This is a genomic window from Streptomyces sp. NPDC101776 (assembly GCF_044766845.1).
GTDB lineage: Bacteria > Actinomycetota > Actinomycetes > Streptomycetales > Streptomycetaceae > Streptomyces.
The window spans coordinates 457,245-473,496 of record NZ_JBIWMV010000004.1; the positions used below are offsets into that span (position 1 = coordinate 457,245).

A 16,252-nucleotide genomic window follows, 5' to 3' on the forward strand; every position below is an offset into this window, starting at 1 on the left:
GCGCGTGCAGAACGAACGGACTGTGGTCGACGGCCTGCGTCTGGCCGTACGCGCCATGGTCTACGCGGTCCTCGGCGGCGCGGCCCTCATCGCCATCGCGACGGTCGTCTCCGTCCTCGGCCCCATGCTGGCGATCGACCTCTACACCCCGGCCGTGGCGGCCTGGTGGACGGTCTTCACGGCGGTGGCGGTCCAGGGCGTTCCCTTCCTGCTCCTGGGCACGGTGGTGTCGGCGGCGATCGGCGCCTTCGTCCCCGAGCGGGTGTTCACCAGGCTCCTCCCCCGCAACCAGGCCCTCGCCGTCCCCATCGCGGGCGCGGCAGGTGTCGTACTCCCGGGGTGTGAGTGCGCGTCGGTACCGGTGGCGAGCAGCCTGATGCGGCGGGGAGTCGCCCCGGCCGCGGCCCTCGCGTTCCTGCTCTCCGCCCCGGCGATCAACCCGGTTGTCCTGGTGGCCACTTCGATCGCCTTCCCCGGCCAGCCGAGGATGGTGCTGGGCCGTCTGGTCGCGTCCCTCGCGACGGCGGTGGTGATGGGCTGGCTGTGGGCACGCTTCGGCAAGGAGGAGTGGCTCCGCCTCCCGAAGCGCACGCGGACCGCGCAGTCGCCGGTGGGCGTGAAGGCCTTCGTGGCCGGCCTGCAACACGACTTCCTCCACGCCGGCGGGTTCCTGGTCCTGGGCGCGGCAGCGGCGGCGACCTTCAACATCGCCGTACCGCGCTCGATCCTGGACGTCTTCACGGGCTCGTCCTGGCTGTCCCTCCTCCTGCTGGCCCTCCTCGCGGTGGTCCTGTGCGTGTGCAGCGAGGCGGACGCCTTCGTCGCGGCCTCGCTGAGCGGCTTCTCCCCGGCGGCGAAGCTGGCGTTCATGGTGGTGGGCCCGATGGTCGACCTGAAACTGATCGCCCTCCAGGCGGGCACGTTCGGCCGGTCCTTCGCCTTCCGCTTCTCCTCGGCTACCTGGCTGGTGGCCGTGGTGAGCAGCACGCTGGTGGGGTGGTGGCTGCTGTGAGGCGCTACGGCTCGGCGGTCCTGCTCCTGCTGACGGGCGCGGCGGTGCTGCGGATCTCGCTCTTCAGCGAGCTGTATCTGCGGTATGTACAGGCGGCGTTGCGGCCGTATCTGGTGATCTCCGGTTCGCTGCTGATCGTGCTGGGCCTCGTGGCGGCGGTCAGGGGCATGCGGCAAGGGGCTCACGAGGGGGACGAGGAGCACGAGGGGGACAAGGAACACGGGGAGGACGGGGAGGACGGGGAGGACGGGGAGGATGAGGAGTACAGCCACTCCCATACCCATGGTCACGCGCACGGCGGCCCCCGGATCGCCTGGCTGCTGACCCTCCCCGCGCTCGCCCTGCTCCTCTTCCCGCCCCCGGCGCTCGGCTCGTACAGCGCGTCGCGCGAGGAGGCACAGCGGGCGGCGCAGGGTGTGGGCACCTTTCCCGCGCTGCCCGCCGGGAAGGTGCTGGACATCTCGGTCGCCCAGTACAGCTCCCGCGCGATCTACGACAGCACCCGCTCCCTCAGGGGCCGCACCCTGCGCATGACCGGCTTCGTGACCCACGGCTCCGACGGCACCTGGTACCTCACCCGCCTCCTGGTCACCTGCTGCGCGGCCGACGCGACGATCAGCAAGGTCGAGATCCGGGGCGACGAAGCCGACGGCGCTCCCCAGACCGACACCTGGGTCACGGTCACCGGCACCTGGATCCCCAAGGGCAAGCTCGGCACGGACGCCGCCTGGCCCCCGGTGCTGGAGTCGACCACGGTCAAGCAGGTGAAGCAGCCGGCGGACCCGTACGACAAGCGGTGACTGGCCAAGGGCGGCAGCGACGGCGGACGGCAGTGAGGACCGGATCACCTTCTCGACCCGCCCACGCCTGAAGTCCCGTTTCGGGTACAGCCGTTCGCTAGATCTGCACCCGTCCCTGCTTCTGTACCTCCGTCAGCCGTTGCGCGCCGACCTCCAGCGCCTGGCCGGTGGCGGCCGGGGGCACGGTCGCCAGGCCGCCGTTCGTGAGGGTGATGGTGTCGTCGCCGATGCGGACGGCGGCGGTGTCGAGGGTGAGGACGGAGGGGTCGCCCTCGGGGGTCGTGCCGGTGAAGGTGAGGTGGAGGCCCTCGCGGGCGTCGCCGACGTTCGGGAGGGCCGCCTCCGTGACGGTCACCGTCTGGGGGCCGGATCGGGTCGTCGTCGCCGTGAAGGTCGCGCAGGTCCCCGGGAGCGTCTTCAGCCAGGCCAGTGTGCGGTCCACGTCGGCCGGGGGGAACGCGGCCACCTGGTAACGGAGTTGGGCCGCGTCGTCGGTGTCGTCGAGGGCGGTCACCGCCTGGGTGGCGGCGGGGGTGCCGAGGAGTTCGTCGGCGTAGAGGGCGTCCAGGAGACGTTGGCAGTCGGGGAGGGCGGTCCGCGCCTTGAGGAGGCCGTCGCGCCAGGTCGCCGTGCCCTGGGTCGGGGTCCAGGGGGCGCCCAGGTCCGCGTCCGTGATCAGCGCGGCCTGTGCCTGCGCGGGGGTGAGGACGGGGGCGGCGGCCGGGGACGCGTGGGCGGCGGGGGTGCGCGCGGCCGAGGGGGAGGGCGCGGTCGTCACCTCGTGCAGGATGCCCTCGTTCGCGCAGCCCACCGTGGTCAGCAGGGTGCCCGCCGACAGTGCCGAGGCGAGCAGCAGGACACGGGCCGGGGAACGGGTCATCGAGGGTCCCTCCTGGGGCGGGCGGAGTGCGGCAGGCGGAGTGCGGCAGGCGGAGTGCGGACAGGCGGAGTGCCGGACGCGGAATCGCCGCGTGCTCGCTCCCACGGCACCATCGCCCGCGCCCGCCCACCAGCGCGCCGGGCCGTCCGGGTGACCGGCGGTCCCACCGCGGGCCGTCGGAAATCCGATACCGGGAACGCGATTCGGCATTGGCCGCCCGTCCGCGCCCGGCCTACTGTCGAGGAGATCCCCTGCCCCCCATCCGATCCCTGGAGACGAGCCCCCATGTCGAAGATCCTCTTCGTGCTGACCGGCGCCGATCACCTCACCCTCGCCGACGGCACACAACACCCCACCGGCTACTGGGCCGAGGAGGCCGTCACCCCGTACGAGGCATTCAAGGCGGCCGGTCACGAGGTCGTCGTCGCCACGCCCGGCGGTGTCGTGCCGCCCGTGGACCGGGGCAGCCTCGCCGCCGACTACAACGGCGGCCAGGAGAACGCCGACCGGGTCGCGGACGTGCTCGCGTCGAGCCCCGAGTTCCTGCACCCGGTCAAGCTCACCGAGGTCGACCTCGCCGACTACGCCGCCGTCTACTACCCCGGCGGCCACGGCCCGATGGAGGACCTCGCCGTGGACGCCGACTCCGGCCGGCTCCTCACCCTGGCCCTCGACTCCGGCAAGCCCCTCGGCGTGGTCTGCCACGGGCCGGCCGCGCTGCTCGCCGCGACCCGGGAGGACGGTACGAACGCCTTCGCCGGGCGGCGGCTCACCGGGTTCACCAACACCGAGGAGACCCAGGGCGGCCTCGCCGACAAGGTGAAGTGGCTGCTCCAGGACCGGCTCGTGGAACTCGGCGCCGAATTCACGGAGGGCGAGCCGTGGGCCCCGCTCCTCGTGATCGACGGCAACCTCGTCACCGGCCAGAACCCGGCGTCCTCCGCACCGGTCGCGGACGCACTCCTCAAGAAGCTGGCGGACTGAGGCGGCCCGACCCGTTGTGAGGGGAACGCGCGCGGGAACGGGAACGGCCGAGCGAAGAGAACAGGCCATTGGCACATGCCAGCCGCACTAAACAAATTCCGTGCATGCTCCATCCGAAGTGGTGAACACCCCAGCTCAGCAAGGTGATACGCCTCGGTCGTCCCCCATGCTGACGTCGTCTCCCCCGTCCCCTCACGAAGGAGCACGACCATGTCCGAGACGACCGAAGAGCCCAACGTCGGCACGTTCACCCTCGGCGGTCCGCTGTCCGCCGAACCGGCCGCGCCGGTCGAGGTGCCCGAGCACGAGGAATGGGCGCTGCCCCACGGCTTCGCCTGGGTCTTCCTCGGGGAGGGCAACCGTGATGTCAGAAGGCCCGTGATCATGGCCGACGGCTTCAACCTCGGCCGCAGCAAGCTCGATTGGCTCTATCAGGGACTGGAGGGCGGCGAGTTCCCGTTCATCAGCGAGCTGCGCCGACGCGGCCGGGACGTGATCCTGCTCGGCTACGACGAACGCAGCGCGTCGATCCTGGAGAACGCGCAGACGGTCATCGCCGCCATCCACCGGGCCGGCGCCGAACGGCTCGGCAACGCCCGGCTGGCCGTCGGCGGCTTCAGCATGGGCGGCATCGTCACCCGCTACGCGCTCGCCAAGATGGAACAGCAGCGCATGGACCACCAGACCGGCCTGTACTTCTCCTACGACAGCCCCCACCGCGGCGCGACCATCCCGGTCGGCGTGCAGGCGTTCTCGCACTTCATCCCGTTCCCGAACGACTTCGCGCGCCAGATGAACAGCCCGGCCGCCCGCCAGATGCTGTGGCGCCACTACGACAAGGACACCGGCAAGATCGGGGTCGCCCCGGAACGCACGGAGTTCCTGGCCGAGTTGGAGCGGGTCGGCAACTGGCCGCAGATCCCGGTGAAGCTCGGTGTGGCCAACGGCCGCGCCGACGGCATCGGTCTGCCGGACGTGCCGCCCGGCGAGGTCGCGCTGCGCATCGACCGCATCTACCCGGGCACCACCTTCTACACCCAGGCCCAGGGCGACGACGTGACGGCCGCCTATCTCAACCGGCGCTTCCCGAAAGCCGAGAGGACCATCACGACCAGCGGCTTCCCGGAACTGGACGGCGCACCCGGCGGCACCCTGCACACGTACAAGATCCTGGCCGACGCGATGAAGAAGCTCGGCGGCAAGACCGACCTGCGGCACGAGCAGGTGTGTTTCGTGCCGTCCGTCAGCGCGGTCGCCGTCCGCGACATCGAGACGCAGGACGATCTGTACGTGAACATCGGCGAACTCGGCCCGGAGGAGAGCGAGTTGGACGACTTCCTCTGCTCGGACGAGACCACCGCGCACACGGCCATCACCGCGGACCTGGCCGTCTGGCTGCTGGACCGGCTCCCCGACTGATCACCTCCCGTCGCGCGTAAATCCCCTCGCGGGCGCGGTCGTACGACTGCTAGCGTCCGCCGCATGAAGCGCGCCAAGCCGTTCCCGTCCTCCTGGACGACGACGCCGGAGAGTGTCCCGGCGCGCTGACTGCTGACCCAAGTCGAAGCCCCGGGGCGAGTGCCCCGGGGCTTTGTCGCGCGGTGCTCGCCTCTCGGCTCTCTGATGCCCTGATGCGCTGATCCGCGAGGAGTTCACCATGTACGACCACCGACGTCTCGGCCGCGAACTCGGCCTCTTCGACACCGACCCCCTGATGGGCGCGGGACTGCCGTACTGGCTGCCCGACGGTGCGACCGTGCGGCATGAACTGGAGGAGTATGTAAGGGAGTTGGAGTGCGCTGCCGGGTACCGGCATGTGTACTCGCCGGTCCTCGGCAAGCGGGAGCTGTACGAGATCTCCGGGCACTGGTCGCACTACAGCGAGGACATGTTCCCGCCGATGGAACTGGGCGCGGAGGAGGTCGTCCTGCGCCCCAGCCTCTGTCCGCACCATGCCCTCATCTACCGTTCGCGCTCCCACAGCTACCGCGAACTACCGCTCCGTATCGCCGAGTTGGGCGGCATGTACCGCTCCGAACTCTCCGGTGTCCTCGGCGGACTGACCCGGGTCCGTGCCATCCAGCTCAACGACGCGCACATCTTCTGCACCCTGGACCAGGCCGTCGAGGAGGCCCGCGCCGCCCTGGCCCTCATCGCCCGCGCCTACGCCGACCTCGGCATCCGCGCCTCCCGCTACCGGCTGTCGCTGCCGGGCGGGGACGTCTCGGGCGAGGGCGGCAAGTACGTTGCCGATCCGGCCCTTTGGGGGCGGGCCACCGCGCTGCTGAAGGAGGTCCTGGACAGCTCCGGGGTCGCCTACGAGTCCGCCGAGGGCGAGGCCGCCTTCTACGGCCCGAAGATCGACGTCCAGATCGCGGACGCGGCCGGCCGCGAGTCCACCCTCTCCACCGTCCAGATCGACTTCCACCAGCCCGAACGTTTCGACCTGCACTACATCGGCGCCGACGGCGCGAAACACCGGCCGGTGATGGTGCACCGCAGTGTCATCGGGAGTGTGGAACGGGCGGTGGCGCATCTGGTGGAGGAGCACGGGGGAGCCTTCCCGGCGTGGCTGGCGCCCGTGCAGTTGACCGTCCTCCCGGTGTCGGAGGCGCAGGCGGCGCAGGCGTACGACCTCGTGGAGTGGGCCCGCGCCCAGGGACTGCGCGCCGAGGTGTCCGTCGAGGGCAGCCTCGGCGCCCGGGTCCGGGCGGCGCGACTCGTCCCGTACCAGGCGGTGATCGGTGAACGGGAGGCCGCCGCCGGCCTGGTCGCCGTACGACTGCGGGACGGCCGTCGCATCGAGCCGCTGTCGCCCGCCGGGCTTCTGCACGGCATCGGCGCGCGGGTCGAGGCGCGCGGCGCCGCGCTGTGGGCGGATGCGTAAGGTCACCAGTGATCCGCCGAACCGTCCCCGAGAGGAGCCTGCCGTGACCGGTCAGCCCATCCCCGTGATCATCGACTGCGACACGGGGGTCGACGACGCCCTGGCGCTGCTGTTCGCCGTCCGGCACCCGGGTCTCGATCTGCGCGCGGTCACCTGTGTCGCGGGGAACACGGACGTGGACCAGGTCGTACGGAACACGCTGATCGTCCTGGACCACGCCGGTGCCGGTGACATCCCGGTCGCGCGCGGCGCGGCCCGGCCGCTGATCGAGCCGGCGAGGTCGGCCGCGCACGTCCACGGGCAGGACGGGATGGGCGACATGGGGCTGCCCGCGTCGACGCGCAGGCCGGTCGACGTGGACGCGGTGACGCTGCTGCGCCGGGAGATTCTCGCGTCCCCGAGCCCGGTCACGCTCATCCCGACCGCGCCGCTGACGAACATCGCGCTGCTGCTGCGCACGTTCCCCGAGGTGACGGCCAACATCGAGCGGATCGTGTTCATGGGCGGCGCCGTGGCGGTCGGGAACGCCACGCCGGTCGCGGAGTTCAACGTCTGGCACGACCCGGAGGCGGCGGCGATCCTGCTCACGGCCGGGGTGCCGATCACGATGTACGGGTTGGACGTGTTCGAGCGGGTCCAGGTCCCGGCGGCCGACGTCCAGCGGCTGCGGCAGAGCACGGAACCCCGCCTGAAGCTGGCCGGCGACCTGCTCGCCCACCGCGACCCGGCCGCCTCCGGCGACCCCACCCCCACCGGCGGCCTCGGCGACGCGGGCGCGGTCTGCGCGGTCGCGGACCCCGGCGGCCTCACCACCCGCCTCCTCCCGGTCGAGGTCTCCCTCGCCCCGGGCCCGTCCCGCGGCCAGACCATCGTCGACCGCCGCCCGCGGCACGGCGAGTCCGAGATCCACGACGGGGCACGCGAACAGGCCCTGGTGGACGTGGGGTTGGACGTGGATGTGGAGCGGTACGTGAAGCTGTGGCTGGGGACGGTGGAGGGGTGACGGCTATGCTAGGGATATAGTCCTTAGGGGTATATCCCTAACTCCCTGGAGGGTGCGTGCAGCAACACGCAAGGCCGGACAAGCCGTCACGCCTCTTCGATCGCGGTACCGAATGGGACGCACTCACCGCCTTTGTGAATCGCCCGCTGCCGCACGCCATGCTCGGCATCGTCAGCGGGCGACGGCGCATGGGGAAGACGTATCTCCTGCGGGCGCTCGTCGAGCAGCGCGGGGGGTTCTACTTCGGGGCCACCGCCGGAACCGAGGCCGAGTCGCTCCGGCAGTTCAGTGCCGCCTTGGCCGAGTACCAAGGTTCCCCGGTGCCTTTCTCCTTCGCGACCTGGGACGACGCGATCTCGTACCTCTTCGGTCTGGCCGTCCCAGGGCGAGGGGACAGTCCGCTCCTCGTGGTCATCGACGAGTTTCCGTACCTGGTCAAGGTGGCGCCGGAGCTTCCCTCGCTCATCCAGCGTGTGATCGACCGCTTCCAGGTGGAGGAGAGCGGCATGCGGCTGCTCCTGTGCGGTTCGGCGATGTCCGTGATGGGAGGGCTGCTCGCCAGCACCGCGCCGCTGCGCGGGAGGGCCCAGCTCGAACTCGTCGTGCGCCCCTTCGGATACCGGGCCGCGGCGGATTTCTGGAGCGTGGCCGACGATCCGGCACTTGCCGCACGGTTGCATGCGGTGGTCGGAGGCACTCCCGCCTACCGTCGCCAGTTTCTGGCGGACGACGTCCCGGCCGGTCTGGAGCACTTCGACGACTGGGTGTGCCGTACCGTCCTCTCGCCGTTCAGTCCGCTCTTCCGCGAGGCCCGCTATCTGCTCGCCGAGGAGGCCGACATCCGTGACACCGCGTTGTACCACTCGGTCCTCGCGGCGGTGGCGCAGGGCAACACCACGCGAGGCGGCATCGCCGGCTACATCGGCCGCAAGTCCGTCGACATCTCGCATCCGCTCAACGTCCTTGAGGACAGCCACCTGTTGGCGCGCGAGGCGGACATCTTCCGGGCCGGGAAGTCGCAGTACCGCATCACCGAACCGCTGATCAACTTCTATGAGGCGGTCATGCGTCCGGCCTGGGCGCGGCTGGAGAGCGGACAGGCTGCGGAGGTCTGGGCACAGTCGGCGGAGCGCTTCGCGGCACAGGTGGCGGGACCGCATTTCGAGGCGGTGTGCCGGGACTATGTGCTCGGACCCGGGCGGTCCTTGCTGAGTACGTCGTTGGGCGAGGTCGGCAGCGGGGTGGTGGCCGACCCGAAGGAGCGCCGGCAGATCGAGATCGATGTGGCCGTCGTCGAATCGGGGTCCGGTGCGAGCAGACCGGCGGTCGCGTTGCTGGGTGAGGCGAAGTGGGGGACCGTCATGGGAGTGAACCATCTGGAACGTCTGAGGCGAGCCAGAGACCTCCTCGTCGGCCGGGGCATGGACACGACGCGGTGCGGGCTGGCCTGCTTCAGCGGCGTCGGCTTCAGCGACGCCCTCCGTGCCGAGGCGCAAGGAGGAGGCGTGCTGCTGATCGGCCTCGACGAGTTGTACGGCCGTGCAATGCCGACGGCCCTGCTGCCCTGAACGAACGATCCCCGCCGCTCACGAACCGTGAGGCTGTCGTGAACGGCGGGGTGTCCGCAGAGATGGTCTCCGCAGAGATACGCGATACGGCTACGAGTGCGAAGCCCGCCGGCGTCGCGTGGCGACGACGATCGCCGCGCCGCCCGTCAGGAGGGCCGCCGCGCCGCCGATGATCGTGCCCGTGTTGCTGCCGCCGCCGGTCTCCGCGAGGTCACCGCCACCGCCGCCGTTGGGCGAGGGGGCCGCCGGGGGAGTGGTCGACTCGGAGTCGGACGGGGTCGGCGTGGCGGACTCCGGGGTCGACTCGGAGGCGCTCGGGGTCGGGGTCGGGGTCGAGGACTCCGAGGCGGGCGGGGTGGACTCCGGGACCGACGGGGGGACCGAGGCCGGGGCCGACGGGGACGGGGGCGTGGACTCGGTGGTCGTGCAGTCCTTCGTGCCGCCGTTCCAGGCCGCGATCAGCTTGTCCTTGATGACCGTGTGGTCGGGGCCCTTGGGCAGGTCGCCGTGGACGAGGCCGTCGCCGGCGGCGGGGTTGCCGTCGTACTTGACCGCACCGCGGTAGAGGTCGATCTGCGCGAAGCAGCCCTCGTCCGGCACCGCGATGTCGAGCGAGTCGGTCTGGCCCTTCTTCACGGTGACCGTGTCGAAGTCGACGAAGACCTGCCGGCCGGAGGTGGCGAAGGTGGGGCCGTGCGCGATGTACGAGGCGAGCGAGGCGGTGCAGGTGGCGGCGTCACCGGCGGTGCGGACCTTGATGTGGACCTTGCCGTCGTCGGTGGGCTTCAGGTTCTGGTCGTCGACCTTGACGGAGGGGAAGAAGTCCGTGCCGTTCAGCGAGAACTGGCAGCCCTCGGTCTCGGTGACCGTGCCGGCGCCGGAGCCGGGCTTGTACTGACCGCCGGACTCCCAGCCGTCACCGCCGTTGCCGCCACCGCCGTGGGCCCAGGCCCCGGACGCCGCGCCGACGGAGGCCGCGGCGAGGGCGAGGGAGGCGGCGCCTGTCCCCAACAGGCGACGCACGGTGACACGACTCGCTATGGACATACTTATCCCATCTTGGCCTGACAAGGAGTGGAGGAGCTGAGCAGCGAAGGAAACACCGGGCTCATAGGTCACATGCGCCACAGCGTGTGCACATCGTGGGTCTACCGGAAGTTGACTGTCAACTTCCGTCAGCGCAGCGGGAATTCATAAGGAGACCACGTGCCCGACCTGTCCTCCCGTGACCCGAACTGGTGGCGGCAAGCCGTCGTCTACCAGGTCTATCCGCGCAGTTTCGCCGACGCGGACGGCGACGGTCTCGGCGATCTCCGGGGCATCACCCAGCGCCTCGGTCACCTGGCCACGCTCGGCGTCGACGCCCTCTGGCTCAGCCCCTTCTACCCGTCCGAACTCGCCGACGGCGGCTACGACGTCGCCGACTACCGCGATGTCGACCCGCGCCTGGGCACCCTCGACGACTTCGACGCGATGGTCGCCGAGGCTCATCGGCTGGGCCTGAAGGTGATGGTCGACATCGTGCCCAACCACACCTCGCGGCTGCACAGTTGGTTCCAGGAGGCGCTCGCCGCCGAGCCCGGCTCCCCGGCCCGCGACCGCTACGTCTTCCGCGCCGGACGCGGCCCGGACGGCCAACTCCCGCCCACCGACTGGCCGTCGGTCTTCGGCGGCAGCGCATGGAAGCAACTGCCCGACGGACAGTGGTACTTGCACCTCTTCACACCCGAACAGCCGGACCTGAACTGGGACAACGAGGAGGTGCGGGACGACTTCCGCACCACGCTCCGCTTCTGGTCCGACCACGGGGTCGACGGCTTCCGCGTCGACGTGGCCCACGCGCTGGTGAAGGACCTCGGCGAGCCGTTGCGGGACGTCGGCCCGGTCGCGGCGTCCGCCGAGAACGTCCTCGACTCCCTCCCGCCCGGCAGCCACCCCTACTACGACCGCGACGAGGTCCACGCGATCTACCGCGACTGGCGGCGTACGGTCTTCGACACCTACACCCCGCCCCGCATGGCGGTCGCCGAGGCCTGGGTCCCGGCCGCCCGCCGCGCCCTGTACGCCCGCCCCGACGAACTCGGCCAGGCCTTCAACTTCGAGTACCTGGAGGCCGGTTGGGACGCGGACGAACTGCGCGAGGTGATCACCGGCTCGCTCGCGACGGCCCGCGCGGCAGGCGCGTCGGCCACCTGGGTGCTGTCCAACCACGACGTCGTACGGCACGCCTCGCGCCTGATGCTGCCCCGGGGCACCGACCCGAACACCTGGCTCCTGTCCGACGGCCGCACTCCACCGGTCGACCCGGCGGCAGGCCTGCGCAGGGCCCGCGCCGCGACCCTGCTGATGCTGGCGCTGCCCGGTTCGTCGTACGTCTACCAGGGCGAGGAACTCGGACTGCCCGAGGTCGCCGATCTGCCCGTGGAGGTCCTCCAGGACCCCATCTGGGAACAGGAGGGCCACACCCACAGGGGCCGAGACGGCTGCCGGGTGCCTCTGCCGTGGACCTCGTCCGGTCCGTCGTACGGCTTCGGGGCGGGGCCCGCGTGGCTGCCGCAGCCGGCGAGCTTCGGGTCGTACGCCGTCGAGGCGCAGGACGGGAGCGAGGGCTCGACCCTGGAGCTCTACCGCACGGCGTTGCGGCTGCGCCGCAAGCTGCTCGAAGGGGAGTCGCTGACCTGGGCCCCCGAAAGCCCGCCCGGAGTACTGCACTTCACGCGCTCCGCGGGCTGGCGGTGTGTCACCAACCTGTCGGCCGTGCCGGTCGCCCTGCCGCCGGGAGAGGTGCTGCTGAGCAGCGAACCGGCGGCAGGGGGCCGTGAGTTGGCGCCCGACACGACCGTCTGGCTGGGGGCGTAGCGCGCTCGGCGGCGCACTCACCCCACGGTCGGGGTCTGGGTGGAGCTGGGTGAGGCCTCGCCCGGCAGGACCGGCGGCTGGGTGGTGCTGTTCACCGGCGGGGTGAGCACCACCTCCGGCTGGCCGGCGGCCGGGGGCGGCGGGGTCAGGTCCACGGCCGGCAGCTTCGGCGGGGTCGTCTCCTGGAAGAGGACCTGGCTGAAGTTGACCAGACCGGTGTCCTCCATCACGGTGATGTGGTCCAGCACCGTCGCGTTGGCCTGGTTGGCCAGGATCCGCACCAGGGTGTTCTCGGTCGTCCCGCGGATCTTCGCGATGGTGGCGAAGATCGAACCGTGCGTGACCCGCAGGATGTTGGCGAAGTCCGTGTCGAACTGCTTGCCGCTGTCCGCGGTCAGGGTGTTGATGAACCCCTGCTGCTGCGGGCTGGGCTGGTTCGGGATCGTGATGTTGAGCATCGGCGCGATCTTGCGGACGGTCGAGTCCAGCGCCGCGTGCCCGTCGATGAGGTGCTTGCTCGCGGTGATGACCGCGGGGCTCGCCCCCTTCTTCAGACCGATCTGGCCGACGGGGTACTCCCACAGCCCTGCCGCGCGCACCTTGACCACGAAGTCGCGGTCGGCCTCGGTCAGCGGCCCCCACTGCGTGTTGGCGATCACACGTGCTGGCGCGCTGGAGACCGTGGTCACGCCCAGCATTGCCGGATAGGCCAGTGCGACGAGGGTCAGGCTGAGGGCACCCCCCACAACCATGGTTCCCGTCGCGTTCCGCGAAAAGCGCACCGTACCTCCTGTGTCGTGGACCGCCCGTCGGCGGTACGGACAGTCATCAGTACGGATCGGGGGAGCGCGCGAAGTCTTTGGTTTTGGTAAAGCCCGAGTGGGGCGCGTCACAAGTGGGGGGTGATACTTCCGGATAGGTGGGGGTTAGGGCGTCCCGGGGGTGGCGTGGTTCGGCGTGGGCGACGCTGCGGTTCGGGCGCGGGGCGCGGTGTGGTTCGGCATGGGCGGCGGTGAGGTTGGGCGCGGAGATGGTGCGGGTCGGCACGGAGAGCGTGAGGGTGGGGTCGGAGAGTGTGCGGGTGGAGACGGCCTGCGCCCGCAGCGCGGCACTCCTGGCCCCGCCCCGCCTCGCCCCCCGCCGACCCCGGACCCGACCGTCACCCCTCGCACCCACCTGGAGCAGCGCCAGGGGTCGGCTCGGTGAACTACCCCCTGGCCCCGGCGGCGCTGCTCCTCGGTTCGTCGGCCTAGGCGTGCTGACCGGGCTTGTAGCCTCCGGCGGGAATCGTGAGCATGACGTTCATGCGGTTGAAGCTGTTGATGAGGGCGATCAGCGAGACGAGCGCCATGAGCTGTTCCTCGTCGTAGTACTTGGCGGCGTTGGCCCACACCTCGTCCGACACCCCGCCGGCCGCGTCCGCGATCCGGGTCCCTTCCTCGGTCAGCTCCAGCGCGGCCCGCTCCTCGTCGGTGAACACCGTCGCCTCGCGCCACGCGGCGACGAGGTTGATCCGCAGCGAGGTCTCGCCCGCGGCGGCCGCGTCCTTGGTGTGCATGTCGGTGCAGAACCCGCACCCGTTGATCTGGCTCGCCCGGATCTTCACGAGCTCCTGTGTGACGAGGGGCAGCGACGATTCCTCGATGACCTTGCCCGCGGCGACGAAGTGCTTCAGGGCCTTGCCGGCGAGGGGGCTGACGAAGGGGTTCAGTCGAGCACCCATGGTGGGCTCCTCTGTTCTGTCCTGGCTGGCGCTTACACAGCTCTGACGGAACGGGGCCCTACGAATGTGACAGCCCTGATTGTGAGCTGGGTCTCGTGGGGTGGTTATGGGTGCGGGCGGGGGTGGGAGGCGCCGGTGTGTATCGCCTGGAGGAGGTGGGTGAGGGGGGTCGGGGTGGTGGTGAGTGTGGTGGAGTCACGAGGGCATCGACCAATTCGCCGTCCGCGCACGCGAAATTGGCGGCGAGTCGGCGCACGGTGTCCTCACTGACCCCGGCCACGCCGGACTCGATCCGGCTCAGTCGCCCCGCGTCGGTCCCCAGCGCCGCCGCTGCCTCGCGTCCAGGACTTGTTCGCCGTAGAGGCCGAGGAGGGCGAAGGGGTGGAGAGCCCGGCCCGCGCCTCCCCGGGATCGTCCTGACCTTGCACTTCAACTACCCTACGTTGGCGGAATGTTGACCGGTGTATGGCACAGCATTGGCGAACCCCGGCTATACGTTCGGCCCCATGCCACCACTCCCCCCACACCCCCAGCGCGCGGCCCGTCAGGCCCCGCTCCCCGTGCTCCCGTATCGCAAGCCCACCAAGGGCCGTGACTACTGGGTGCTGAACGACGTGCTTCCGGACGTGGACGCCGTACGGGAACGGTGTCTCGCGAAGGACGACTGGGTGAAGGGATATCCGTACACGTCGGAGACCTGGCCGGGGCTGCGTACCATGCCGGGGCTGGAGCCGGCCGAGCTGGGGCGGATCGAGCGGCTGGTCAAACAGGCCACCGGCGCCAAGGAGTTGTGGGTGCAGAAGGCGCCCGGGGGCGGGACGCTCAACCACAACTGTATCCAGGTCGTGGGGAAGGGCGAGAGCGAACCCCGGCCGCACACCGACTCCCGCTCCCTGTGCCGGTACGCCGCCGTGCTGTACCTCAACCCCTCCGTGCCGAAGGACTGCGGGACCAGTTTCTACCGGCAGCACCTGCCGGGCGGACGGCTCGGCGGCAACGTCGTCCAGGCCCCGCACAACAACCTCGTCGACGCCCTCGGGACGCGGTTCGTGGCGCCGGACGCCTTCGAGGAGGACGTGCGCGTGCCGCACAAGTACAACAGCCTGCTGCTTTACCACGCCAACCTCGTGCACAGCGCGACCGACTACCACGGCAGCACCCTGCAGGAGAAGCGGATGACCGCCGTCTTCTTCTGGATGGCCTGACCCGACCAACACCTCTGTAGAACACGGGACTTACTGCCGCCGCCGGGGTTCCGTCAGGGCCGCGCCGAACACCATCCCCACCGCGATCGCCGTCACGATCGTGACCAGTTTCAGCAGGTCGCGGAAGCCCTCGACGACATGCCCGCCCGCCAGCGTCGTCAGGCCGCGCATGCCGAGGGAGCCGACGGTGAGGGTGAAGAAGCCGGGGAGGAGCAGGACCAGGCGGGGCGGGCGACGGTCCGCGCGGGCGAGCAGCGTGGCCGCCGCCGACAGCACCGCCGCCGCCACGAACGTCCCCCCGACCTCCCCCACCAGCTTCGTGAACAGCGACTGCACGCCCACCGTGACGTACACCAGCAGGAGCAGCGGCCAGAACAGGCGGCGGGGGATCGCGAAGGCCAGCACCGTGCCGAAGGTGAACACGATCCAGCCCAGGAACAGGGCCCAGCGCGCCATGTCCGAGTCTGCCGCGATGTCCCAGAGCGCGTGGGTGGAGGTGCCGGTGGCGAACACGCCCAGCAGCACGCCCAGATACAGCTGCACCAGCAGGAACACGGCGTAGACGAGCCGGATCGCGCCCGTGGTGATGAGACCGGCGGCCAACTCGGCGGTGGCCGCGCTCAGATAGTCGCCGGGGACGAAGTAGAAGAGGGCGGGCAGCATCAGCAACACCGGTCCGCCGTGGGACGGTTCGCGGGCGAACACCTCAAGTGCCGTCACCGACACCGCCGTTGACACGACCAGCGGCAACACCTTTGCCAGGCGCGGGAGTCGGTCGGCCGCGATCGCCAGCGCCGCCGCGATCGTCGCCAGTACCGCCGTCGATCCGACCTCGTACCAGGTGGGCTGCATGAGCGGGGCGAAGCCCAGGGAGAACAGCACGATGCCGAGGAGCTTGAGCGGCCAGGGGTAGGGGGCGGGCGCGTTCTCGATTCCGGCCAGGCGGCGGTCCGCCTCCGCGACACCCAGGCGGCCCGCGACCACGTCCGTGAGCAGCGGTTTCAGCGCCGTGACCTGGTCCAGCCGGAACACCTCGGGGAAGCCCCGCACGGTCACGGTCCGCGTCCCGCCGCCCGCGGTGACCGTGAGTGCCGCCGCGTCCGGGACCAGCAGGAGGGAGGCCTCACCGCCCAGCGCGCGGGCCGCCGACCGTACGGAGTCCTCGATCAACTCGGCGCCCTCACCGCTGGATCGCAGCAGCAACCCGGTCAACCGGGCCAGGAACGCGGTGAGTTCGTCGAGCGTGGGGGCGGTGCGCTGCTGTTCCACGAACGCCTCCCTCGCCTCGACCACACACATGACCAGCCTGAACGCTCCCCGCCCCGGCGGCA

The 16,252-nt window shown here is 70.8% G+C and carries 14 protein-coding genes; 9 read left to right on the top strand and 5 right to left on the bottom strand.

The window, feature by feature from the left end; genetic code table 11:
• Positions 1–55: 55 nt before the first annotated feature.
• Entirely contained in the window at positions 56–1,012 is a 957-nt protein-coding gene (locus ACIRRY_RS17370; protein ID WP_403973621.1) for a permease, read from the top strand.
• A complete protein-coding gene (locus ACIRRY_RS17375; protein ID WP_403973623.1) occupies positions 1,009–1,812 on the top strand; it encodes a TIGR03943 family putative permease subunit in 804 nt (267 codons plus the stop codon). The genes ACIRRY_RS17370 and ACIRRY_RS17375 overlap by 4 nt, the downstream gene beginning before the upstream one ends.
• A 97-nt stretch (positions 1,813–1,909) precedes the next feature.
• Here ACIRRY_RS17375 and ACIRRY_RS17380 read toward each other — a convergent pair whose 3' ends face one another.
• The gene (locus ACIRRY_RS17380) at positions 1,910–2,692 is read right to left on the bottom strand and encodes a hypothetical protein (protein ID WP_403973133.1); all 783 of its coding nucleotides are present in this window, start codon (positions 2,690–2,692) and stop codon (positions 1,910–1,912) included.
• 285 nt (positions 2,693–2,977) lie between these two features.
• Here ACIRRY_RS17380 and ACIRRY_RS17385 point away from each other — a divergent pair, with 285 nt between their 5' ends.
• From ACIRRY_RS17385 to ACIRRY_RS17405, 5 genes are all read left to right on the top strand, one after another.
• Positions 2,978–3,676, top strand: coding sequence for a type 1 glutamine amidotransferase domain-containing protein (locus tag ACIRRY_RS17385; protein ID WP_403973136.1), 699 nt, complete (start codon positions 2,978–2,980; stop codon positions 3,674–3,676).
• Positions 3,677–3,886: 210 nt separating this feature from the next.
• Positions 3,887–5,095 (top strand): esterase/lipase family protein, encoded by a 1,209-nt coding sequence (locus ACIRRY_RS17390; protein WP_403973139.1) that lies wholly within the window; start codon positions 3,887–3,889, stop codon positions 5,093–5,095.
• A 220-nt stretch (positions 5,096–5,315) separates the two neighbouring features.
• Positions 5,316–6,563, top strand: coding sequence for a threonine--tRNA ligase (thrS, locus tag ACIRRY_RS17395; RefSeq protein ID WP_403973625.1), 1,248 nt, complete (start codon positions 5,316–5,318; stop codon positions 6,561–6,563).
• 43 nt (positions 6,564–6,606) lie between these two features.
• Positions 6,607–7,566, top strand: coding sequence for a nucleoside hydrolase (locus ACIRRY_RS17400; RefSeq protein WP_403973142.1), 960 nt, complete (start codon positions 6,607–6,609; stop codon positions 7,564–7,566).
• A gap of 56 nt (positions 7,567–7,622) precedes the next feature.
• A complete protein-coding gene (locus ACIRRY_RS17405; protein WP_403973145.1) occupies positions 7,623–9,134 on the top strand; it encodes an ATP-binding protein in 1,512 nt (503 codons plus the stop codon).
• 90 nt (positions 9,135–9,224) lie between these two features.
• Here ACIRRY_RS17405 and ACIRRY_RS17410 read toward each other — a convergent pair whose 3' ends face one another.
• Positions 9,225–10,181, bottom strand: coding sequence for an LAETG motif-containing sortase-dependent surface protein (locus ACIRRY_RS17410; RefSeq protein ID WP_403973147.1), 957 nt, complete (start codon positions 10,179–10,181; stop codon positions 9,225–9,227).
• Between the two features lie 159 nt (positions 10,182–10,340).
• On the opposite strand from ACIRRY_RS17410, the gene ACIRRY_RS17415 reads away from it, so the two are divergent.
• Positions 10,341–11,993, top strand: a complete 1,653-nt coding sequence (locus tag ACIRRY_RS17415) for a glycoside hydrolase family 13 protein (RefSeq protein ID WP_403973149.1) — start codon at positions 10,341–10,343, stop codon at positions 11,991–11,993.
• 17 nt (positions 11,994–12,010) lie between these two features.
• Here ACIRRY_RS17415 and ACIRRY_RS17420 read toward each other — a convergent pair whose 3' ends face one another.
• Together ACIRRY_RS17420 and ACIRRY_RS17425 are read right to left on the bottom strand one after the other, a co-directional pair.
• Entirely contained in the window at positions 12,011–12,739 is a 729-nt protein-coding gene (locus ACIRRY_RS17420; protein WP_403973628.1) for a DUF4142 domain-containing protein, read from the bottom strand.
• Between the two features lie 503 nt (positions 12,740–13,242).
• Positions 13,243–13,716 carry a carboxymuconolactone decarboxylase family protein gene (locus tag ACIRRY_RS17425; protein ID WP_403973151.1) on the bottom strand — a complete coding sequence of 158 codons (474 nt, stop codon included), beginning with the start codon at positions 13,714–13,716 and terminating at the stop codon, positions 13,243–13,245.
• Between the two features lie 506 nt (positions 13,717–14,222).
• Between ACIRRY_RS17425 and ACIRRY_RS17430 the strand changes: the two genes are divergently transcribed.
• Entirely contained in the window at positions 14,223–14,921 is a 699-nt protein-coding gene (locus ACIRRY_RS17430; RefSeq protein ID WP_403973153.1) for a DUF6445 family protein, read from the top strand.
• 30 nt (positions 14,922–14,951) lie between these two features.
• Here the strand turns inward: ACIRRY_RS17430 and ACIRRY_RS17435 are convergent, their stop codons facing one another.
• Positions 14,952–16,190, bottom strand: a complete 1,239-nt coding sequence (locus ACIRRY_RS17435) for a threonine/serine exporter ThrE family protein (protein ID WP_403973154.1) — start codon at positions 16,188–16,190, stop codon at positions 14,952–14,954.
• Between the last annotated feature and the right edge of the window lie 62 nt (positions 16,191–16,252).

Coding starts and splice junctions, on each gene's coding strand:
- ACIRRY_RS17370 (WP_403973621.1), top strand. CDS start 56: ATGGTCTACGCGGTCCTCGGCGGCGCGGCCCTCATCGCCATCGCGACG.
- ACIRRY_RS17380 (WP_403973133.1), bottom strand. CDS start 2,692: ATGACCCGTTCCCCGGCCCGTGTCCTGCTGCTCGCCTCGGCACTGTCG.
- ACIRRY_RS17385 (WP_403973136.1), top strand. CDS start 2,978: ATGTCGAAGATCCTCTTCGTGCTGACCGGCGCCGATCACCTCACCCTC.
- ACIRRY_RS17390 (WP_403973139.1), top strand. CDS start 3,887: ATGTCCGAGACGACCGAAGAGCCCAACGTCGGCACGTTCACCCTCGGC.
- ACIRRY_RS17410 (WP_403973147.1), bottom strand. CDS start 10,181: ATGTCCATAGCGAGTCGTGTCACCGTGCGTCGCCTGTTGGGGACAGGC.
- ACIRRY_RS17425 (WP_403973151.1), bottom strand. CDS start 13,716: ATGGGTGCTCGACTGAACCCCTTCGTCAGCCCCCTCGCCGGCAAGGCC.
- ACIRRY_RS17430 (WP_403973153.1), top strand. CDS start 14,223: ATGCCACCACTCCCCCCACACCCCCAGCGCGCGGCCCGTCAGGCCCCG.